At 73.7% G+C, this 21,270-nt stretch carries 20 protein-coding genes; 12 read left to right on the plus strand and 8 right to left on the minus strand.

Annotated elements, in window-relative coordinates:
* The first annotated feature begins 385 nt into the window (after nt 1-385).
* A complete protein-coding gene (locus tag ACFY1P_RS13225) occupies nt 386-1,402 on the plus strand; it encodes a polyprenyl synthetase family protein (RefSeq protein ID WP_361523192.1) in 1,017 nt (338 codons plus the stop codon).
* Nucleotides 1,403-1,427: 25 nt separating this feature from the next.
* Here the strand turns inward: ACFY1P_RS13225 and ACFY1P_RS13230 are convergent, their stop codons facing one another.
* From ACFY1P_RS13230 to ACFY1P_RS13255, 6 genes are all read right to left on the minus strand, one after another.
* Nucleotides 1,428-2,168 (minus strand): Mut7-C RNAse domain-containing protein, encoded by a 741-nt coding sequence (locus ACFY1P_RS13230; RefSeq protein WP_361523195.1) that lies wholly within the window; start codon nt 2,166-2,168, stop codon nt 1,428-1,430.
* A 52-nt stretch (nt 2,169-2,220) separates the two neighbouring features.
* Nucleotides 2,221-2,883, minus strand: coding sequence for a PhzF family phenazine biosynthesis protein (locus ACFY1P_RS13235; RefSeq protein ID WP_390750663.1), 663 nt, complete (start codon nt 2,881-2,883; stop codon nt 2,221-2,223).
* Nucleotides 2,884-2,920: 37 nt separating this feature from the next.
* The gene (locus ACFY1P_RS13240; RefSeq protein WP_390750664.1) at nt 2,921-3,181 is read right to left on the minus strand and encodes a hypothetical protein; all 261 of its coding nucleotides are present in this window, start codon (nt 3,179-3,181) and stop codon (nt 2,921-2,923) included.
* Between the two features lie 84 nt (nt 3,182-3,265).
* Nucleotides 3,266-3,619 (minus strand): hypothetical protein, encoded by a 354-nt coding sequence (locus ACFY1P_RS13245; RefSeq protein WP_361523204.1) that lies wholly within the window; start codon nt 3,617-3,619, stop codon nt 3,266-3,268.
* Between the two features lie 75 nt (nt 3,620-3,694).
* Nucleotides 3,695-4,813, minus strand: coding sequence for an alpha/beta hydrolase-fold protein (locus ACFY1P_RS13250; RefSeq protein WP_361523207.1), 1,119 nt, complete (start codon nt 4,811-4,813; stop codon nt 3,695-3,697).
* Nucleotides 4,814-4,967: 154 nt separating this feature from the next.
* Nucleotides 4,968-5,960, minus strand: a complete 993-nt coding sequence (locus ACFY1P_RS13255) for an NAD-dependent epimerase/dehydratase family protein (RefSeq protein ID WP_390750665.1) — start codon at nt 5,958-5,960, stop codon at nt 4,968-4,970.
* Nucleotides 5,961-6,806: 846 nt separating this feature from the next.
* On the opposite strand from ACFY1P_RS13255, the gene ACFY1P_RS13260 reads away from it, so the two are divergent.
* The 8 genes from ACFY1P_RS13260 (at nt 6,807) to ACFY1P_RS13295 (ending at nt 16,341) form a co-directional block, all read left to right on the plus strand.
* The gene (locus ACFY1P_RS13260; RefSeq protein WP_390750666.1) at nt 6,807-9,011 is read left to right on the plus strand and encodes a hypothetical protein; all 2,205 of its coding nucleotides are present in this window, start codon (nt 6,807-6,809) and stop codon (nt 9,009-9,011) included.
* Between the two features lie 47 nt (nt 9,012-9,058).
* Nucleotides 9,059-10,600: a GT4 family glycosyltransferase PelF gene (gene pelF, locus ACFY1P_RS13265; RefSeq protein WP_390750667.1), complete on the plus strand. Its 1,542-nt coding sequence runs from the start codon at nt 9,059-9,061 to the stop codon at nt 10,598-10,600.
* A complete protein-coding gene (locus tag ACFY1P_RS13270) occupies nt 10,597-12,054 on the plus strand; it encodes a hypothetical protein (RefSeq protein ID WP_361523219.1) in 1,458 nt (485 codons plus the stop codon). The genes pelF and ACFY1P_RS13270 overlap by 4 nt, the downstream gene beginning before the upstream one ends.
* Nucleotides 12,055-12,141: 87 nt before the next feature.
* Entirely contained in the window at nt 12,142-13,149 is a 1,008-nt protein-coding gene (locus ACFY1P_RS13275) for an SDR family NAD(P)-dependent oxidoreductase (protein ID WP_361523221.1), read from the plus strand.
* A gap of 47 nt (nt 13,150-13,196) precedes the next feature.
* On the plus strand, nt 13,197-13,910 hold the full coding sequence (locus ACFY1P_RS13280) for a sugar phosphate nucleotidyltransferase (RefSeq protein WP_361523224.1): 714 nt from the start codon (nt 13,197-13,199) through the stop codon (nt 13,908-13,910).
* A 9-nt stretch (nt 13,911-13,919) separates the two neighbouring features.
* Entirely contained in the window at nt 13,920-14,822 is a 903-nt protein-coding gene (locus ACFY1P_RS13285) for an NAD-dependent epimerase/dehydratase family protein (protein WP_390750668.1), read from the plus strand.
* On the plus strand, nt 14,819-15,508 hold the full coding sequence (locus tag ACFY1P_RS13290) for a spherulation-specific family 4 protein (protein WP_390750669.1): 690 nt from the start codon (nt 14,819-14,821) through the stop codon (nt 15,506-15,508). Before ACFY1P_RS13285 ends, ACFY1P_RS13290 begins: the two co-directional genes overlap by 4 nt.
* Nucleotides 15,505-16,341: an endo alpha-1,4 polygalactosaminidase gene (locus ACFY1P_RS13295; protein ID WP_390750670.1), complete on the plus strand. Its 837-nt coding sequence runs from the start codon at nt 15,505-15,507 to the stop codon at nt 16,339-16,341. The genes ACFY1P_RS13290 and ACFY1P_RS13295 overlap by 4 nt, the downstream gene beginning before the upstream one ends.
* 10 nt (nt 16,342-16,351) lie before the next feature.
* Here the strand turns inward: ACFY1P_RS13295 and ACFY1P_RS13300 are convergent, their stop codons facing one another.
* Entirely contained in the window at nt 16,352-16,753 is a 402-nt protein-coding gene (locus ACFY1P_RS13300) for a YchJ family metal-binding protein (protein ID WP_361523236.1), read from the minus strand.
* A 127-nt stretch (nt 16,754-16,880) separates the two neighbouring features.
* On the opposite strand from ACFY1P_RS13300, the gene ACFY1P_RS13305 reads away from it, so the two are divergent.
* The 3 genes from ACFY1P_RS13305 (at nt 16,881) to ACFY1P_RS13315 (ending at nt 19,674) form a co-directional block, all read left to right on the plus strand.
* The gene (locus tag ACFY1P_RS13305; RefSeq protein WP_361523238.1) at nt 16,881-17,606 is read left to right on the plus strand and encodes a polysaccharide deacetylase family protein; all 726 of its coding nucleotides are present in this window, start codon (nt 16,881-16,883) and stop codon (nt 17,604-17,606) included.
* Between the two features lie 63 nt (nt 17,607-17,669).
* The gene (locus tag ACFY1P_RS13310) at nt 17,670-18,890 is read left to right on the plus strand and encodes a sensor histidine kinase (protein WP_361523241.1); all 1,221 of its coding nucleotides are present in this window, start codon (nt 17,670-17,672) and stop codon (nt 18,888-18,890) included.
* 133 nt (nt 18,891-19,023) lie between these two features.
* Nucleotides 19,024-19,674, plus strand: a complete 651-nt coding sequence (locus tag ACFY1P_RS13315) for a response regulator transcription factor (protein ID WP_361523244.1) — start codon at nt 19,024-19,026, stop codon at nt 19,672-19,674.
* Nucleotides 19,675-19,687: 13 nt separating this feature from the next.
* Here ACFY1P_RS13315 and ACFY1P_RS13320 read toward each other — a convergent pair whose 3' ends face one another.
* Complete coding sequence (locus ACFY1P_RS13320) at nt 19,688-21,247, minus strand: FAD/NAD(P)-binding protein (protein ID WP_390750671.1); 1,560 nt, start codon at nt 21,245-21,247, stop codon at nt 19,688-19,690.
* Nucleotides 21,248-21,270: the final 23 nt, after the last annotated feature.

Consider the following 21,270-nt stretch of genomic DNA (forward strand, 5'->3'; position numbering starts at 1 on the left):
GCGCAGGCGGTACCGGCGGGCGAACCGCCGGCGTCCCCATTATCGGCCCATCGCAGGCGACTTGAGCAGGGCGCGTTCCGGGTCGGCGGGGCGCGACGGAATCCCGGCGGACGCGCCCCGTACGGCCGGGCGTGACCGACAGGGCCGGTCCGGCCCGGCGGACCGGTGGCCGCGACGCACGCGGACGGCCGGTCCCGGGCGACCGCGCGCGGCCACGTACGCGGAGCCCCGCGCACGTCAACACCCCACCCGTCACTGTCACCCCGCAAGGACCGCCCCGCATCGCGTCGCGCCCCTGGCACCCACCGTGCGCCTGGAAAGCTGGACCCGCGAGGCCCCGGCCCCGCCGACGCCTCCGTTCCCCGAACGCACACCGCGAGGACCCGTGACCCTCGACCCGCCCCTGCACTCCGTCGCTCCCGAGCGGTCCCCGGCCGCCTTCTTCTCGCGCTACTACACGCGGCACACGGAGGAACTGTGGCCCCGGCCCGACGACGCCCTCGACTCCCTGGCCCGCTACGCCCTGCTGCCCCACGGCAAACTCCTGCGCCCCAGGCTGTTCCTGCTGTGCGTCGCGGCGCTGGGCGGCGACCTGGACCGGGCGGCCGCCGTCGCGGCCGCCCTGGAGAGCCACCACACCGCGAGCCTGGTGCACGACGACCTCATCGACGGGGACGCCGAGCGCCGGGGCCGCCCCTCGGTCCACGCGCGCTTCGGCACCGCCCGGGCCCTGCTCGTGGGCGACGCCCTGATGTGCCGGTCCTTCGCGGACGTCGCCGACTGCCGCGGCCGGGGGCTCGCCCCCGAACTGCTGCTGGACATCATCGTCCTGGCGGGCGACACCGGGGTCGAGATCTGCCGGGGCCAGCTGCTGGAGGACCGGATGCGCACCGATCCGGACTGCGGCCTCGACGCCTATCTCACCATGATCACCCTCAAGACCGCCGCCCTGCTGCGCGCCACCTGCCGCATGGCGGGACTCGTCACCGGCGCCGGTGACGAGGTGATCGCGGCGCTCACCGCCTACGGCGAGACCCTGGGCATCGCCTTCCAGATGCGCGACGACCTCCTGCCGTACCGCGGCCAGGACGTACGGTCGCGCACCGGCAAGCCGATGGGCAGCGACCTGCGCAACCGCCGCCCCACGCTGCCGCTGCTCCTCGCCCTGGAGCGGGCCACCCCACGGCAGGCCCGGCGCCTGCGGCGGCTGTTCCTGCGCGGCGAGGGACAGCGGGCACGGAGCAGGCTGACGGCGCTGGTGCACGAAGTGAAGGCCGTCGAGGCGGCGGTGGGGATGCTGGACGCCTACGTGGAGACCGCGCGCACGCACCTGAACCGGCTGCCCGACACCGCGCACCGCGAGCAGCTGCACCGGTTGACGTACGCGATGAGCACGAGCTGACGCCGCGCCGGGACCGCGCGCCCGGTCAGACCGCCGTGGCAGGCGTGCCGAATTCGCGCAGAGCCTCGTTCACGATCGTCTCCAGGCGTTCGTGGTGTGCTCCCCGCCAGTACACGCGCTCGCACTCGACGCACTGCGCGAAGATGTCGTACGTGGAGCGCGTGCCGTGCTCCAGGCGCTCGCCGACCGACTGCTTGTCGGCGTCGCGGAGCGGGCCGTTGCACGCCGTGCACCGGCTCCACGGCGCGAGGGCCGGGGCGAAGCGGCCCAGGACGTCGCGCAGTTGCTCGTCGGGCCGGTCGCTGTAGACGTACGCGCCGGCCCAGATCTCCCGGCGCCGCAGCAGCCCCCGGTCGCGGGAGAGCAGCACCCGGCGCTCGGCCGCCGACAGGGCCGCGAGGGCGGGATCGCCGATGTCCTCGCTCTCGTACGCCGCGTCCACTCCCAGCAGCCGCAACCGCCGCGCCAGCGTCCCCAGGTGCACGTCCAGGAGGAACCGCAGGGGAGCCCCCGGCACCTCCTGCGGGCGCGTGACGGCGCGCACCTCGACCTCCTCGTCCGTCCCCGGGACGTACGACGCCGGCACCTGCCGCCCGTCGACCAGCAGCGCGCCCACCTCGGTGAGCGGGACGCCGAACGACTCGACGACATGGCCGAGCGAGGAAGCGCCGTCGGTGGCCACGGGGGTGCGCTCCGCGCGGCGGTCGGCTGCCGCGAAGAGCCGCAGTCCGGGGGCGAGGGTGAGGCGGATCTGGCAACGGTTCACACCCTCAGCATAGGAAACGGTCCGCGCGGGACGGCGGCTGCCTCCCGGTGCCTCAGCCGACGCTTACGGCCGTGCGCCGGTCCACCCGGCCGCCGATGCCGATCGTGCCGTCGGCGTGCGGGCGGGTGAGGATCTGCGAGGCCGTGCCCTGGCGGATGTCGAGGGCGCGGCCCAGCCGGTCGGTGAGCACCAGCGCGGCCGCTCCCGTCGCCTCGTCCTCTGCGATGCCGTCGCCGCGGCGGGGAAAGCCGCGGGCGCGCACCCGGCCCACGCGCTCGTCCTGCCAGGCCCAGGCGTACAGCCAGCCCTCGCCGTCGGGCGGCGCGGGCAGCGCGTCGACCTCGGCCGGCGAGGCGTACCGCTCGGTGTGCCGTCCGGCCGCCCAGGCGGCGTGGCCGCGCACCCAGGTGAACTCGCCGTCCCTGTGGACGCGGACCTCGCCCGCGGGCGGGCGCAGTACATCCGTCCCCAGCAGCCACCCCACGCCGACGAGCGGGTGGCCGGCGAAGGGCAGCCGGACGCTGGGCGTCCAGATGTCGACGACGCCTCGCTCGGCGTCGTCGACGAACACGGTCTCGCTGTAACCGAGTCGGGCGGCGAGTTCCCGCCTGGCCGTGTCACCGCGCACGGCCGCGCCGTCGTGGACGACGCCGAGGGCGTTGCCGCCCCCGGCGTCCGGTCCGGTGAAGACGTGGAGCACCTGGATGTCGATCATCCGGGCATTCAACATCAGGCGCGGTGCGCCGGCCGGGTCAGGGCTGCCGGGCGTCCGGGGCCGCCGTGGGCCCCTGCCGCAGGAACAGCAGCAGCCGGGTGAGCCGCCGGGGCGGACGAGGGGCCGCCCCGAGGGCGGGTTCCGGCGGCGCGGGGGACGGAATCTCCGGCTCCGCGTCCGGCGAGGGGGAGCCTGCGGATTCCTCTTCGGCGGCGGCGGGTGGTGGCCCGGAGGCGTGGTCGCGGTAGACCTGGGCGCGCAGATAGGCGCCCGTGGCCCGCGCGGGGTCGAGGGGCATGACGTCTGTTGTCTCTCTGCTCTCGTACCTGCTGGATGGGTGCGGCGTGGAGGGCGGCCCCGGGCAGCGGGGCGCGCCTCGCCCTCAGCAGCGCAGGACGGTGTGACCCGCGCGGGCGGAGCACGCCGGAGCGGCGTCGGCGCGGGAGACGAGCAGGGGGAGGGGCAGCCGGGCGAGCGGGGTGGCCGGGCCGGTGGGCAGGGGCACGCGGCGCCCGGAGCGCCGCCCCTCGCGCACGGCGCTCCCGGGGAGCAGCAGCGCGGCGGTGACGCACTCGTCGGACGGGGTGAACTCCGAGGAGGACGTGCCCTCTTCGCGGTCGTCGCCGTACGCCACGGCCTGGACGCCGCCGCCCGCGAGGATCAGCAGCAGGGAGATCAGCACGGCGGCCGCGGCGCGGAGCGCCGACTGCGGCAGAGCGAGACCCCAACCAGGCATGGACTCAGCGTAAGATTGCCATTACTTTGCGCGCATTCCTGCGTTCGGGTGATTTTTCCTGATCCCGCCCGGGGGCTACTTCCTGGCGGCGAGCTCCTTGTCCAGCCAGCGCAGCACGAGCGGGTACTCCTCGCGCCACGTCTGGAAGTTGTGTCCGCCCTCGTCGCGGACGAGTTTGGTGACGCGGGTCGGGGGCTTGGCCGCGGCCGCGAACTTCTGGGTCGGCTCGTAGTTCTCCTCGCCGGTCTTGCTGGTCGACACCAGCAGGGAGACGGGCGGCGGGGGCATGTGTACGAGGCGCCAGGTCAGGTCGTTCTCGTTCCTGTAGGCCTTGCTGCCGGCGTAGAGGTCGCCGGTCTTGCCGTCCTGCCGGGCGAAGTAGTCCGCGGACAGCCCCGCTCCCGCCCCGTACCGCGCGGGGTTGGTCATGGCGAGCTTCAGCGCGCAGTAACCGCCGGTGGAATTGCCCACCGCGCCCCAGGAGCCCACGGCGTCCGACGCGCGGTACTGCTCGGAGACCGCCAGCGGGAGGTCCTGGTTGAAGAAGGCCAGCGCCTGGGGACCGCCCGGCACGTCCGTGCAGTTGGTGTCGCGGTCGGCGACGACCGAGGGGCGGACCAGGAGATAGATGGTGGGCCGGATCTGCTTCGCCATGATGGCGGAGGAGGCCGCCTGCGGGATCTTGAGCTGGGTGATGAGGTTCTTGGAGACCCCCGGCTGGCCCGTGATCGCCACGACCACGGGGAATCTCTCGCTCGCGTGCTCCTTCTGGAAATACTGCGGCGGCAGATAGGCGTAGCCGTCCATGCTCAGCCCGCTGACCGGGCCGCGGATCTCGACGCGGTCCACCTGGCCCGCCTTGTCCCGGGCGCCCTTCAGCCCCACGGACTCCTGGCCCTTGACGGTGAGGGCGGGCACCCGCTCGCCGCCTTCCGCGCCCGGCTGGAGGGACTGGCGGCTGGAGGCGCGGCCGAGGAGCTCGTTCCAAGTGGAGTAGAAGCCGAAGGTGTTGTTCGCGGCGACGAGGAGCACCGCCAGGATGCTGACCTGGGTGACGGCCAGCAGCCCGATGCGGGCGGCCAGGGCAAGGATCCCCTTGTGTGCCGCGCGCGGCCACAGCCAGAGCACGAGCGCGCTCACCGCGAGGGCGATGAGCACGAGGACGATGAGGAACGTCTGGGACGTGAGGCCCACGGTGGTCACTCCTCGCGGAGGGAAGTTCTCCAGGAGAGACGGGATACGACCGGTATGGGTTGGCTGTGTGACGGCCGATGTCATCTTATGTCGGTGATGAATGCCCGGCGATTCCGGCGCCGGGCGGGCCGGGCCCGCCCGGCAACGGGCGGGGTCAGCCACCACCGCCCAGGATCTTCGCCTCCAGCTCCGGGTCCAGCCCGGGTGCCGGGCGGTCCGCGCGCTGCGGTGCCACGCCGCCCAGCGTCCGCAGCCACGCCCAGGTGTCCGCCACCGTCTCCTCCGCGGGCCGGCACCGCAGCCCCGCGGCCAGGGCCTTCGCCACCGACCCCCGGTGCATTGTGTCGTGCAGCTCGCCGCGCGGCACCCACACCGGAAGGTCCGTCCACGGCTGGACGCCCGCCGCGAGGATCGCCTCGGGGTCGGTCCAGCGCAGCTCGGCGTCCGAGCCCGTGGCGCGCACGCACGCCTCCAGCAGGGCACCCGTCGTGGTGTGTCCGGGCGGGGCGATCAGGTTGTACGGGCCGCGGAGCCCGCCCGCGACGGCGTCCAGGGTCCATGTGGCGAGGTCGCGCACGTCGATGAACTGCAACGGAAGGTCGCGCGGCCCCGGCGCCAGGACCGGACCGCCGCGGGCGATCCGGTTCAGCCACCACGGCAGCCGGCCGAGGTTCTCACGGGGGCCGAGTATCAGCCCGGCGCGCACCAGCAGCGACGCGTCGTCGCCGAAGGCCGCCGTCACCGCGAGCTCTCCGCCGCGCTTGTCCCGCGCGTAGTCCACCGCGTCGGCGTCCGGTGAGCCGTCGACCACGGGGTGGCTCTCGTCGTGCCCGTCCGGCGAGGGGTAGGTGTAGACGGAGCCGGTCGAGATGTAGGCGTACCGCCCGACCCGGCCGGCCAGGGTCCGCGCCGCGTCGCGCACGGCCGTCGGCGCCGCCGACCAGGTGTCGACGACGGCGTCCCACTCGCCCGTGGCCAAGGCCGCCGGTCCGCCGGGTGTCGTACGGTCGTCGTGCAGTACGGTCACGCCCGCCGGTGCCGCGTGCCGTCCGCGGTGGAGGACGGTCACCTCCCAGCCGCGGGCCAGGGCCGCCTCGGTGACGGCGTGGCCCACGAATTCCGTTCCGCCCAGGATCAATAGCCTCATGGGGGAAACCCTGCCTGCTCGACGGCGTTCGCGGAAGCGTCGTCAGCCCTGAGCTGATCTGCTGTCGGCAGACACTCGGAGGCCGGGGTTCCGTCATCTGTCGGTCATCCTTCAACCAGCGGCGGATCGAGTGGAGTTGATCCTTCCCCCATGGATTTGAGGGCAACCTTACTTAGAGGGGGGAGGGCGGCTTCCGGTTGCCTCTCCGGCCTGTAATCGATCTTGTGAAGCACGCCGGCGGCGAGCGGTGAGCGGGTGATGTATCCGGCAATCGACGGGTGCAACGGGCAATCCGGACAGGAGTCATCAGGCCGATCTCCGGGCGCTTCATTCCCCGGGGGACCTCTGTGGCACCGCGCGAAGACGGTGCGCGATACGGCGGTGCGCACCGAAGTCGGCACAGGTCACCCCGGAGATGGCCGCCCGGCCCGGCGGTCCGCCCGCCGGCGGAGGTCCCCGCGGACGTGCGTTCAATTCCGGACAGACGCCGGGCACATGCTCCCGGGCTACTCGGCAGTGCGCCAGCGGGACGTTCGGCCATGGCGCACTATATGGCTGGGCGGTCGAGAGGCATCGGTGTCTCCCGACGGCCGGGCGCCGCCGTGCCCGGGGGCCCGTGGACACCGTCGTACGGCACCGGCTCCGGCCGTACGGCACCGGCGGCGGACACGGCGTCCGCGCCGGACGCAGGAGCAGCGGGCGGTCGGGTGGGGAGGCGCGACCGCGAAGGGGCCGTATTCGGGGACTTATTCGATGTGCCGTGGTGCCGTGTCCGGCCCTGCGCGCACACGTCGTACCGGACGGCCGCGCACCGGGTGCGCGGGGCCGTTCTGGGGGGAGAAAACCATGGGTCGTCCGACCCGTCTTGCCGCAGCCTGGGCTGCGGGCGCCTTGCTGGCCGTGGCCGTCCCCGTGGCGGGGGCGCAGGCAGCAGACACCACTCCGAGGATCGATCTGCGGGTGCTCGTCGTCGACGACGGCGGCCCCGCCACCGAGGCGATACGCGCCGAACTCGACGACGCGGGCACGCCGTACACGAGCGTCGCGCTCGGCGACGCCGGGCGGCCCCGGATCGACGACGCGTTCCTCAGCGACACCGTCGACGGCAGACCCCGGGCCAAGTTCCAGGGCGTCGTGCTGCCCAACGACAGTCCCTTCGGGGCCAATTCGCCGGAGATGACGGCGCTGGCGTCGTACGAGAAGCGCTTCGGCATACGCCAGGTGGACGCCTATACCTATGCCCGCCCGGCCGTGGGGCTCAACACCCCGCAGGACTCCGGCTACAGCGGCACCCTCGACGGGGCATCCGCTCAGGTGACCGCGAGCGGGGCCGCCGGGCCGTTCGGATATCTCAGGAAAAACGTTCCCTTCGAAAACAACGACCCCGGTGTCAACGAGAGCTGGGGCTATCTCTCGACCCCGCTGGACAAGCAGGCGGACGGCGCCACGTTCACCAGCTACCTCGACGCGCCCATACCCGGCGGCACCGGGCGTGGTTCGCTGATCGGCCAGTACACCCACGACGGCCGCAGCGAACTGGTCGTCACCTTCGTCTACAACCAGTACCAACAGCAGTTCCGGCTGGTCTCCCGGGGCATGGTGGAGTGGCTGACGCAGGGCGTCCACCTCGGTGCCTCCCGCAATTACTTCGCCGTGCACGTCGACGACGTCTTCGCCTCCGACGACCGCTGGGACCCCAAGCTCAAGTGCACCCCCGGCGATGTCGACTGCCCCGGCAACCCCACCCCCGACCACCCCGCGCTGCGGATGACCGCCGCCGACGCGCAGTACGCCAAGCAGTGGTCGCAGAGCCACAACCTGCCCCTCGACCTGCTCTACAACGGCGTCGGCAGCGAGGAGTACAAGGCGGACCACGGCGGCGCGCCCGACCCGCTGCTGAACCAGCTCGTCGCGGACCAGAAGTCCTTCCGCTGGGTCGACCACACCTACACGCACGCGTTCCTTGGGTGTGAGCAGAACACCACCGTCGTGCCCTGGAAGTGCGCCACCGACCTCCTCGGCAACACCAGGTGGGTGAGCGCGGCCACCATCAACGGGCAGATCAACGACAACCTCAACTGGGGTGCCCGGCAAGGCTTCACCCTCGACCGGGACGAGCTGGTGACCGGTGAGCACTCCGGCCTCAAGATGCTCCCGCAGCAGACCCAGGACAACCCCAACCTCGCGCCCGTGCTGGCCGCGAACGGCGTCCGCTGGATCGGCAGCGACACCTCGCGGGAACGGCAGCAGCGCCCGGTCGGCACCGCGCTCACCGTTCCCCGCTACCCGATGAACGTCTTCTACAACGCCGGCACCGCCGCCGAGGAGACCGACGAGTACAACTGGCTCTACACCAAGAAGGCCGACGGCGGCAGCGGCACCTGCGAGAACTCCAAGGTGACGACCTGCCTGGCGAGCCCGCTGGACGTGAAGTCGGGCTTCGGGTCCTACATCGTGCCCCTGGAGAGCCGGATCGCGCTGGGCCACGTGCTCGCCAACGACCCGCGGCCGCACTTCATGCACCAGTCCAACCTCTCCGAGGAGCGCATCGGCTACACGGTCCTGGAGAAGACCCTCGCCGACTACGCGGGCCTCTACGCGGACAGCACCCCGATCGTCAACCTCCGCATGCGGGACATCGGTACGGAACTGAGCAAGCGGTCCGCCTGGAAGTCCGCCGTCGCCTCCGGCGTCACGGCCTACCGCATCGGCTCCGCGGTCACCGTCGGCGCCCCGGCGGGCGTGGAGACCACCGCGACCTTCCCCGAGGGCACCGTGCAGCTCAAGGGCGCGACCACCAGCCCCTTCGGCACCGCCTACGCCGGGGCGCGCTCCGGCTGGGCCACGCCCGCCGCCGGGCAGGCCCAGCTCACCTTCACCCTGCCCGCCGCCGCGGCACACGCGACACCCGCCGCCGTGCCGGGCACGGCCCACGCCGTGCCGGGCACGGCCCACGCCGCGCGGGTGCAGGACCCGGCGGCCCGCCTGTCGATCCCGCAGGGCGTCGCCCGTCCCGTGCCGTACGGGCCGGGGCCGGGCGCCCGCCGCTGAGCGCACCCCGTCACCCAGGCCGCGCCACTTCTGGAGAACCGAATTTCATGCACGGACCGCTTGCCGAAAGGGCATTCGACACCCCCTCGGTGACCCTGCTCACCGAGGGGACCTACCCGCACAGCCACGGCGGAGTGAGTGTGTGGTGCGACCAGCTGGTACAGGGCATGCCCGACGTCGACTTCCGGGTCATCGCGGTGACGGGCACCGGCCGGGAGGCCCTCGCCTGGGAACTCCCGCCCCACGTCCGCGGCGTCGAGACCCATCCGCTCTGGGGCCCGGCCCCGGCCGGCCGCGCCCCGCGCGGCCGGGCCCTGCGCTCCTTCCTCACCTGCTACGAACAGTTCCTGCTGGCCCTCCTCGACCCCGCGCAGGAGCACCACTTCCCGCGCGCCTTCTACCGGCTGGCCGACCACGCGGCGGCCGGCACCCTCGCCCCGGCCCTGCGGAGTGAGGCCGCCGCCCGCGCCCTCGTCGGCGTCTGGAACCGGGCCGGGCTCGCCACGGCCGCCGCGCGCCCCACGCTCCACGACGCGCTGACCGCCACCGACCTGCTGGAACACGCGCTCCGCCCGCTCGCCGCCGACCCGCCCCCGGGCGGCGTCACCCACGCGGTGAGCGGCGGCCTCGCCGCCCTGCCCGGCCTGGTCGCCCACCACCGGCACGGCACCCCCTTCCTCCTCACCGAACACGGCATCTATCTGCGCGAGCGCTACCTCGGCTTCCGCGCGGAGCCGTACACCTGGCCGGTCAAGGCCCTGATGCTGGGCCTCTTCCGGCTGCTCGCGACCGAGAGCTACCGCCGCGCCGCGCTGGTCACCCCGGGCAACCGCTACAACCGGCGCTGGGAGGAGCACGGCGGCACCCCGCCCGCCCGGATCCGCACCGTCTACAACGGCGTCGACCCGGCGGCGTTCCCGCCCGCCGGACCGGAGCCGGGGGCCCCGACCCTCAGCTGGGCCGGGCGCGTCGACCCGATCAAGGGCCTGGAGACCCTCATCCGCGCGTTCGCCCTCGTCCGGGCCGAGATCCCCGAGGCGCGGCTGCGCCTCTTCGGCGGCACCCCGCGCGGTGGCGAGGGCTACCGCACCTCCTGCGAGAAGCTCGCCGCCGAACTCGGCGTCGGCGAGGCGGTGGTCTTCGAGGGCCGGGTCGAGGACATCCGCGACGCCTACGCCGCGGGCAACGTGGTGATGCTCTCCAGCATCAGCGAAGGCTTCCCCTTCACCCTCATCGAGGCCATGTCCTGCGGCCGGGCCACCGTCTCGACCGATGTGGGCGGGGTCCGCGAAGCGGTCGGCGACACCGGGCTCGTCGTCCCGCCCCGCGACCCCGGGAGCATGGCGAAGGCGGCCCTGAAGCTGCTGCGGGACGACGAACTGCGCGCCCGCATGGGGGAGTCCGCCCGGCTCCGTGTCATCGAACAGTTCACCCTCCGCCAGACGATCAGCGCCTTCCGCGACATCTACCGCGACCTCGCCGGCCTCGGCCGCCCGCCCGTCGAGCGCCCCTGGCGCGAGACGCTGCCCGCTCCCGAGGAAGCCCCCTCCATCCCGGTCATGGCCATGGCGGCAGGTGACGCCGGATGAGCGGGTTACTCCGCCTGGTGCCCGACGAACCCGAACCCGCCCACGACCTCGCGGGCACCGCGGCAGCAGGCCGCGCCAGACCCCGGCCGCGGTGGGCCGCCGATCCGGTCGACGAACTCGCCGAGGAGCTCGCCGAGGTGTGCGCGGTGGCCGTGCACCCCGACGAGATCGCGGCGGTCCTGGAGGCCGACGGGCTGACGGGAGAGCAGATCACCGAACGCTACGGCCGGGCGGACGCCTTCGAGCTCGCGGCGGAGCTGTACGCCCGCGTTCCCCGCAGCCACCCCGAGCCCGGCCCCCGCCCCGACCCCTGGCGGGCGCGCCCGGCCCAATTCCTGCTCAGGGCCCTGGTGTTCACCCTTCCCGGCTTCGGCTACGCCCTCGGCGCACCGCTGATGACCGGTGCCCGGGACGGCTACGGACTGCCCCAGGGCACCGCCGGACTCGTCGTCTCGGCGCTCGTGGCCTGGGCCTGGAACCAGGGCTTCGCCCACCGCGCCTACCTCCGCCTCGCCGTGGGCCGCCCCGCCGCGGGGCGCTGCCTGCGGTGGGGGGCGCCGCTCGGCGCCCTCCTCGCCACCGCGGCGGCCCTGGTGGCACCCCGGAGCACCGGCGTCACCACCTTCGCCGTGGGCCAGGCCGGGTATCTCGCGGCGGCCACCGTCCTGCTCGTCCTCGGCCGGGAACGGCTCCTCCTGCTCACCCTGCTGCCCACCGCGGCCGGGGGAGCCCTGCTCCTGGCGGTCCCCCTGCCCGCCGCCGCGCGGATCGCCCTGCTCCTCGCCACACTCGCCGGGGTGACCGGCGCCGCGGTGTACGAGATCCTCCGCACCCGCGACACCGGCACCCCGCACGTCCCGCCGCCACCACTGTCACCGCTGGCCTCGCTGCCGTACGGGCTGTTCGGCCTGGGCTGCGGTGTGCTCACCACCCTCGCCGCACTCGGTGACGTCCTGCGCCACAGCCCCGGCGCCCGCACGGCCGGCGCCGCCGTCATCGCGCTCACCCTCAGCATGGGAGCCGCCGAATGGCTGCTCTACCGCTGCCGGAGCATGGCGCTCGCCGCGCTCACCCGTGCCACCACGCCCCGGGGACTGCTGATCGGCGGGGTCCGCGTGCTCGCCTACTGCGCGAGCGTCTACCTCGCCGTCCTCGCGGTCCTCGCCCTGGCCACCAGCGCGCTCTGGCCGGACGGCCCGCCGGTCACCGCCGTACGGCTGGCCGGCCTGCTCGCGCTGGGCGCCGTCCTGTGGGCCGGGCTGCTGCTCCAGGCGTTCGGCGTCGCCTGGGTCCCGGCGCTGCTGTGCCTGGGCGCGGCCGGCGCCGAATCGGCCGCGCTCGCCCTGCGGGCCCAGGCGCCCGCCACGGTCCAACTCGTCATCTGTACGGCGGTGGCCACCGCCCTGCTGGCCGTCGCAGCCCAACGGCTCGGACGCCTCACCACGCACCGCTGACGCACCGCGTACCTCCAGCACCGCACGGCGCCACCACGGGCCGGTCATACGCACAGCCCGTCACACCCGTCACAAGGGAGATCTCTCATGCCCGCATCCCCCTCCGCACCCGTCGCCGTCACCGGCGCGGAAGGCTTCATCGGCTCGCACCTCGTCGAGGCACTCGTCGCCTCAGGCCACCGGGTCCGCGCCATGGTGCAGTACAACTCCTTCTCCTCCTACGGCTGGCTGGAGACGCTGCCCGACGAAGTGATGCGGCAGGTCGACGTCGTCCTCGGCGACGTCCGCGACCCCGGCTCCGTCACCGGCCTGGTCACCGGCACCGAGGCCGTCTACCACCTCGCCGCCCTGATCGCGATCCCGTACTCCTACCGCGCCCCGCACAGCTATGTGGAGACCAACGTCACCGGCACCCTCAACGTGCTCGAAGCCGTACGCCACCTGGGCATCCCGCGCCTCGTCCACACCTCCACCAGCGAGACCTACGGCACCGCGCAGACCGTGCCCATCAGCGAGGACCACCCCATCAACACCCAGTCCCCGTACGCCGCCTCGAAGGCGGGCGGCGACCGGCTCGCCGACAGTTACCACGCCAGCTTCGGCGTGCCCGTGGTCACGCTGCGGCCGTTCAACACCTTCGGGCCGCGGCAGTCCATGCGCGCCGTCATCCCCACCGTCATCGGCCAGGTCGCCGCGGGACAGCGCGTCATCACCCTCGGCGACCTCCGCCCCACCCGCGACTTCAGCTACGTCAAGGACACCGTCGCCGCCTTCCTCGCCGTCGGCACCGCGCCCGCCGCCGACGTCGTCGGCCGCACCTTCAACTCCGGTACCGGCGAGGAGATCTCCATCGGTGACCTGGTGTCCCTGATCGGCAAGCTCATGGACACCGACCTGGACGTACGCCCCGACCCCGAGCGCATCCGGCCGGAGAACTCCGAGGTCATGCGGCTCGTCTGCGACGCGACCAGGCTGCGCGGCGCCACCGGCTGGGCCCCCGCCCACACGCTCGAAGCGGGCCTGGCCGCGACCGTCGACTTCTTCCGCGACCCGCGGAACCTCGCCCGCTACAAGGCCGGCATCTACAACGTCTGACCCGGCCGCCCATCCCCGACGTCACCCACGCAGAAAGGACGGCAACCATGCACGCAGTCATACTTGCCGGAGGCAAAGGCGTCCGGCTGCGCCCGTACACCACGGCGCTCCCCAAGCCGCTGGTGCCCATCGGCGAGGAACACGCGATCCTGGAGATCGTGATGCGTCAGCTCGCCGGCGCGGGCTTCACCAGCTGCACCCTCGCGATCGGCCACCTCGGCCACATCATCCGCGCCTACGTCGGCGACGGCTCCCAATGGGGCATGAGAGTCGACTACACCACCGAGGAGAGCCCCCTCGGCACCATGGGCCCCTTGCTCACCATGCTCGACCGGCTGCCCGAACACTTCCTCGCCATGAACGGCGACATCCTCACCGACCTCGACTTCGGCGACGTCCACCGCACCCATGTCACCTCCGGCGCGCCGCTGACCATCGCCACCTACGCCCGCAAAGTGAACATCGACTTCGGGGTGCTCACCACCGACGCCGGGCGCGTCGTCGGCTTCGCCGAGAAGCCGAGCATGGACTACCGCGTCTCCATGGGCGTCTACGGCGTCTCCCGCGCCGCCCTCGCCCGCTACACCCCCGGACTGCCACTCGGCTTCGACGAGTTGGTGCTGGACATGCTGGAGGAGGGGACCCCGCCGCACGCCTACGACTTCGACGGCTACTGGCTCGACATCGGCCGCCCCGACGACTACGACCGGGCCAACCGCGAGTTCTCCGGCCACCGCGACCTGCTGATCAAGGGAGCGTGAACGGCTCGCATGCGCATTCTCGTCCTGGGCGCCACCGGCTTCCTGGGCCGGCACGCCGCCACCAGCCTGCGCGCCCTCCCGGGCGCGCAGGTCCTCGACGCCGGCCGCGGGCCGGGTGCCGCGGTGCCCGTAGACCTGGCCACCGCGGACCCGGACCGGCTCGCCGCCGCCCTGCGGACCGCCGCCCCCGACGCCGTCGTCAACTGCGCCGGCGCGGTCGGCGGCAGTCCCGTGACCCTAACCGCCACCAACGCCCGCGGCCCCGCCGCCCTCTGCGAGGCCCTGCGCGAGGCGGCGCCCCGGGCACGCCTGGTCCACCTCGGCTCCGCCGCCGAGTACGGCGCCACCGACGGCCGTACGCCGCTGGCCGAATCCGGCACCACCCGCCCGGCCGGGCTCTACGGCGCCGCCAAGCTGGCGGGCACCCTCGCGGTCACCGGATCCGGCCTCGACGCCGTCGTCCTGCGGGTGTTCAACCCCGTCGGCCCCGGCGCACCGGACGCCTCGCTGCCCGGCCGCCTCGCCGCCGAGCTGCGCAGGGCCGGGCCCGACGGGCGGGTCAGGGTCGGCGACCTCTCCACCCACCGCGACTTCGTCGACGCCCGCGACGTGGCCGAGGCCGTCGTCCGCGCCGTCACCACCCCCGGCCCGCTGCCGCCCGTCGTCAACATCGGCAGCGGGACCGCCCGTTCGGCACGGGAGCTGGCCGGGGAACTGATCCGGGCGGCGGGCTTCCGCGGCCGGCTCGACGAGGACGGCGACGGCTCGCACCGCTCCGCCGCCGTACCCTGGCAGCAGGCGGACATCACGCTCGCCGCGCGCGCGTTGCACTGGCTGCCGCGCCGCCCCTTGGCCGAGTCCCTCACCGATCTGTGGAACGGGACCGCCCGACCGCCGGAGTCCGCCCCATGAACCGTACGGCCACGGCACGACGCCGACTGCTCGTCCCGCTGTACGTCCACCCCGCCGCCGACCCCGGCGCGTGGACCGCGCTGGAGGCGGCCGCGCCCGCGCTGCGCGGAGTCGTCCTCAACATCGCCGACGGGCCGGGACACCGCCCCGACCCGGCCTTCACGGCGGTGACGGCACGCCTGCGCGCCGCGGGCGTCCCGCTGTTCGGCTACGCCGACACCGGCTACGGCCACCGCCCGGCCCGCGAGGTCGTCGCCGACATCCGCCGCCACCGCAGGTGGTACGAGGTCGACGGGGTCTTCCTCGACCAGGCCGCGGCCCATCCCGCGCTGCTGCCCCGCTACCGCCGGCTGGTGCTGCTCGCCAGGGCACTGGGCGCGCGCACGGCCGTGCTCAACCCCGGCACCCACCCCGACCCCGGCTACGCCCACCTCGCCGACCTGCTCGTCACCTTCGAGGGCGACCGGGAGGCGTACCGGCGGGCGGAGATCCCGGTCTGGACCGCCGATCACCCGCCGGAGCGCTTCTGCCACCTCGTCCACGGAGTGCCTCCCGAGCACGCCGAGGAGGTGGCGCGCACCGCCGAGCGGCGGGGCGCGGCGGTGCACTGCGCCGTGCCGGGCGAGGGGCCCAACCCCTGGCAGGACGTGCCCCGGACGGCCGCGACCGCGGGGGAGGGGCGATGAGACGCACCTGGTGGGCCGTGCTGTGCGTGGTGCTGCTGCTCGTCCTCGCGGGCTGCTCGGCCGACGACTCCCCGCAGGCGGAGCCCGACGACGACGCGGGCCCGACCGGCCACTCCACCGCCCCTCCGTCCGGCCGCTGGCAGCCCCGCCCCGGCACCCCCTGGCAGTGGCAGCTCGACGGGAAGGTCGACACGAGCGTGGACGTCCCCGTCTACGACATCGACGGATTCGAGAACTCCGCGGCGGTCGTGGACCGGCTCCACGCGCGCGGCCGGAAGGTGATCTGCTACATCAACGCCGGCGCGTGGGAGGACTTCCGCCCCGACCAGAGTGCCTTTCCCAAGCCCCTGCTCGGCGACCGGAACAAGGGCTGGAAGGGCGAGAAGTGGCTGGACATCCGCCGCCTCGACACCCTCCGCCCGCTCATGGCCGCCCGCTTCGACATGTGCAGGAAGAAGGGCTTCGACGCGGTCGAACCGGACCTGACGGAGGGCTACCGCAACCACACCGGCTTCCCCCTCACGGCCGCCGACCAGCTTGCCTTCAACCGCATGCTCGCCAAGCTGGCCCACGAACGCGGCCTGGCCGTCGGACTGAAGAACGACCTCGAACAGATCCCGCGGCTGGTCTCCGACTTCGACTTCGCCGTGAACGAGCAGTGCGCGCAGTACGAGGAGTGCGACGCGCTGACGCCGTTCGTGAAGAGCGGGAAGGCGGTCTTCCACGTGGAGTACGAGCTGGACCCGGGCGACTTCTGCCACCGGACCAAGAGCCTGGGGCTGAGCTCGATGCGCAAGCAGCTGGCGCTGGACGCCTGGCGCCGGCCGTGCTGATCCGCTGCCGTCAGCCGATCGCGTCCACGTAGACCCACTCGCCGTCCACGCGCGCGAAGCCGCTGTTCTCGTGCTGGTCGCCCGCGCGGCCCCGGACGGTGAAGTGGGCGCGGAATTCCACGGTGCCCTCGTTGTGGAACGCCGTGCCGCCCGTCGTGCCGAGGATCTCCAGGCGGGTCCACCGCTGCTCCGGATCGAAATCGATGCTCTCCGGGCGCGTGCTCGGGTGCCAGGACCGCAGCAGGTAGGGGGCGTCGTGGACGGCGAACGCGCTGTAGCGGGACCTCATGAGCGCCTCGGCCGTGGCCGCGGTCCTGACGCCCCGGTGGAGGGCGCCGCAGCATTCGCCGTAGGGCTTGCCGAGACCGCAGGGACAGTCGGCGGTGAGGTCGGTGGTGCGTGTGTTGGACATCCTCCGATTGTCCACACCCGCGGGGGCACCACGCCGCGCGGGCCGACACGCTTCCTCACTGCTGGCTCCGCGGCCCGGCCACCGGGATGATCGGACCCTCACCGCAGCCGGAAGAGGAGCCCCCTGGATGTCCCGTCGTCGCACGAGCAGGCGTGCCGCGCTGATCGCGGCCCTGGCCGCCCTGGCGCTCGCCCTCACCCCGGCCACCGGCACCGCCGGCCCGCACCGGGCCGCTCCGTACGAGCACCAGCGCTGCGGCAACACCTCCGGCAGGGTGCTGCTGTCGTTCGACGACTGGGCCTACGACGACCCCGACCTCACGGTGGAGATGGGGGACTATCTGGAGCGCCGGGGCATCCGGGCCGCGTTCTTCCTCATCAACGAATTCGCCTCCCAGAACCCGCGCATCGTCGAAACGCTGCGCGACCAGGGCCACTGGGTCGGCAACCACACCTACTCCCACCGGCACCTGCCGGACCTCTCCGAGGCGGACGCCCGCGCCGAGATCCGCGACGGCCTGGACAGCACGCTGCTGCGGCCCCCCTTCGGCGACTACGGTGACCGGGAGACCCGCATCGCCACCGGACTCGGCTACCGCATCTGCACCTGGACCGTGGACACGCTCGACTGGGACGACAGCGCGGGGAGCTTTCCCGGCGCGGACACCCTCCGGGCGCGCGTCCGCCAGGCACCCGCCGCGGACAAGCGCGGCGGAGTGATCCTCGGGCACCTCTTCACGCACTTCCCCGACGCCGTGCCGGGGATCATCGACGACCTCCGGGACGAGGGCTACCAGCTGTGCCGCGACACCGGACCCACCTCGCGGGACATCCCCGCTCCGCTGAACTGCTGAACTGCTGAACGCACCGGCGGCCGGACGCCGTCCGGGCCCACCGGAGACCGAGGACGAAGCGCGATGACCACCCGCTGGCGCGAGGCGCAGACCGGCGAGATGATCGCCCAGTCGTCCCGCTACGTCGCCTGGATCCGGGTCCCCTTCCTCATCCCGCTCTTCCTGGCCGGGCAGCACCCGGAGGCGGACTTCTTCTACCGCTCCTGGTTCGACGGACTCCTCGCCGCGTACGTCGCCTGGTCGTTCCTCCGCCTGGCACAGGCCCACCGCCGCCCCGTCACCGGCGTACGCGGCGCCGTCCTCGTCCTCGCCGTCGACCTGGTGCTGATCACCGCCCTGGCGGCGCTCTCCGGCGGCGCCGACTCACCGGTGCGCTACGCCTTCTTCATCTGGCCCCTGGCCACCGTCCTGTGGCAGATGCCGCGCGTGACCGCCGCCCTCTGCCTCGCCGGCATGACGGCCTACGCCCTGATGTCCCTGCGGCAGCTGCTCACCCTGCGCTCCGCGGCGGCGTGGGCCGTCGTCGTGGACGAGACGTACGTCCTGTGGATCACGGGCGTGTGCACGCTCATCAGCGTGCTTCTCCAGCGGCGCACCCAGCGGGTCTCCGAACTGCTGGACACCCGCGAGCTGCTGCTCGACGACGCCCTCGCCGCCGAGACCCGCGAGCGCTCGGACCTCGCGGACGCGCTGCACGACGGAGCCGTGCAGACGCTGCTCGCCGCCCTGCACGACCTGGAGGAGGCCGAGACCGCGCACGCGGAGCCAGGGGCCGAGGCCCTGGCCCGCGCCCAGGCGGGCGTGCGGGGGACCGTCAAGGAGATGCGCGAGATCATCTTCGATCTGCATCCGCAGATCCTCGCCACCGCGGGCCTGCCCGCCGCCCTGGAGGCCGCGGGCGGCCGCTTCGCCCGCCGCGGCGGCTTCACCGTCCACTACGACCTGGACCTGCCGGGCCGCGTCGCCCACGAGGCACTGCTCTACTCGGCCGCCCGCGAGCTGCTGAGCAACGCCGTCAAGCACGCCCGGGCGGCCACGGTGTGGGTGCGGCTCGCCGTGGAGGGCGACGAGACAGTGCTGACCGTGCGCGACGACGGCGTCGGTTTCGACCCCGGGATCGTCGCCCGGCGGCTGAAGGAGGGGCACATCGGACTGGCCAGCCACTACGTCCGCGTCGAGAGCGCGGGCGGCCGGTTCACGGTGGACAGCGCCCCCGGCAGCGCCACGACGATCGAGGTCAGACTGCCTGCGGGCCCGCCCCCGGGGCGCGACGGACCGATGTGAGGAAGGTGCCGGTACGCCCCGGCCCGGCTGTTGGCGGGGCAGCGCCCGGCCGTCACGGACGAAACCGTCCTATTGTGGTGCGAGAGGGATGAAGTCGCCGGGCGAGGCGGCACGCGTGCGGGAGGGCGGTCGTATGGAGTCCGATGCCGGTGCGCCGGTGACGGTGGTCGTCGCAGACGACCACCCCGTCTACCGCGAGGGCATCGCCCGCGGCCTGCGGCTGAGCGGCCGGATCGAGGTGGTGGCGGAGACGGGGGACGGCGCGGAGACGCTCCGCGTGATCCGGGAGCTGGAGCCCCAGGTCGCCCTGATCGACTACCGCGTCCCCACCATGGACGGCATCGCCGTCGTGCGCGCGCTCGTCCGCGACGGGGTGCCGACCCGCGCCATCCTGCTGTCGGCCACGACGGACGCCGCCGTGGTCTACCGCGCCGTGGAGGAGGGAGCCGCGGGCTATCTCGCCAAGGACGCCAGGCGGTCCGAGATCGTCGACGCCGTCCTGAAGGTCGCGAGCGGCAAGCAGGTGGTCTCGGAGGACCTCGCCGGAGGGCTCGTCGACGAGATCCGGCTGCGGGCGGACCGGGACACCACCCTCCTCTCCGAGCGCGAACGGCAGGTGCTGCACGGCTTCGCCGAAGGCAAGAGCATCCCCCAGGTGGCGGCGGAGCTCTATCTGGGCGCGAGCACCGTCAAGACCCACACCCAGCGGCTGTACGAGAAGCTCGGGGTGTCCGACCGGGCCGCCGCCGTCGCCGAGGCGATGCGGCGCGGCCTGCTGGAATAGCGCGCCCGTCCCGTCAGACGGCCACCTCCGCGCCGGCCAGCTCCCGGGCGACCTGTTGTGCCTGTCGCACCACATTGCGCAGGTGATTGGCGAACGGGATACGGACGTGCGTCCCCACCCCCACCCCCACCACCCAGACCCGCTCCGGCGCCGCCCCGGCCGCGCGGCGCACCCGCAGGTCGCCCTCCAGGTGGCCGACTGCCGTGCCCCGCGCGGGCGGATCACCCAGGTGCAGCGCCGAGCCCGCACGGTCCCAGTGAAGCACCGGCGGGTGATAGCCGGTGGCGTTGACGACGTAGTCGAACCGCTCCACCCGGCCGTCCGGCGCCTCCACCCGCCAGGCACCCTCGGCGAAGGCCACGGCGGACGGGTAGGACGGTGCCATCCGCAGCGCACCCGAGTCGAAACAGGCCAGCAGACGGCGGGCGTTGACCGCCGTCACGGCGGTGGCGTAGCGCCCGGTGAACCAGCCGAAGCGCGCCGCCAGCGCCCCGCGCCGAGCGGGCGGCAGCGCCGGAGCGAGGGCGATCACGGCCTCGATCAGGGGCACCATCACCCCGGCCCACCCGCAGGCCCCCTCCTCCATCAGCGCCGTCTCCTCCCGCAGCCGCCGCACGGGGTCGGCCGCCCGCGAGGTCTGCCGGCGCAACGGCAGCGGACAGAGCAGCCGGACGGCCTCCACCACGCAGCGGACCAGCCGCTCCTCCAGCAGGGGGTCGGCGGGGTCGAGCCGGGCGATCCGGTCCAGCGGCGGGAAGTCCCGTACGGGCGCGGCCAGCGACACCCGTACGGCGGGCAGCAGACCCGACGGCGAGGTCATTGTGGTGCGGTGCCCGTCCCGGCACAGCAGCAACGAGGCGTCGACCGCGGACTGGTGACTGCCCGTCACCAGCACCCGCGAGGCCGGGCGCAGCGTGCGGATCCGGGCGGCAGGGTAGGGGCTGTCCAGATAGCGGGGGTGGCCGGTGAAGGCGGCGAAGCCGTCGGGGGTGCGGGGCCGGTGGACGCCGGTGCACACGACGACGCCGTCGGCCCGCACCGCCCGCCCGTCGGCCAGCCGGATCAGCGGCCCCTCCGCGCCCCGTGGCTCGACCGACGCGGCCGTGCCGCGCACCTGCCGGACGGCGACGCCGAGGGCCGCCGCCCGCTCCCGGGCCCAGGTGTAGCGGTCGTGGCAGTACTCGGCCATCCGGGCGCGGGGGACGCAGTCCTTCTCGCCGCCCGTCCAGCCGTGCTGCCGGAGGTGGGTGACGAAGTCGTAAGGCCGGTCCGCGAGCAGGGAGTTGATGTCGACCGCCGTATTGCACAACAGCAGCGGGTCGGTGTCCCCGAAGGCGAGCCCCCACCCCGCGGGCTGGGGGTCGATGAGGAGAACGGTGCCGACGGGACTTGGCCGGGCCCCACCGGAGGAGTCGAGGAGCGCACGCACCAGGTGGAGGACGACGCTGGTCCCGGCGACCCCGCCACCGACGACCGCCACGGTGCGCCCCGGGCGCCCGCCACCGGGTCCCTCCTCCCGGTCACCGTCGGGCCCGGCGTCCCGCCCGGAGGCGGACTCGGCGATGCGTCCCACGGGCACCTCCCTTTCCGTAGAGC

It is taken from the genome of Streptomyces sp. NPDC001407 (genome assembly GCF_042895325.1).
In the GTDB taxonomy this organism is placed as follows: domain Bacteria; phylum Actinomycetota; class Actinomycetes; order Streptomycetales; family Streptomycetaceae; genus Streptomyces.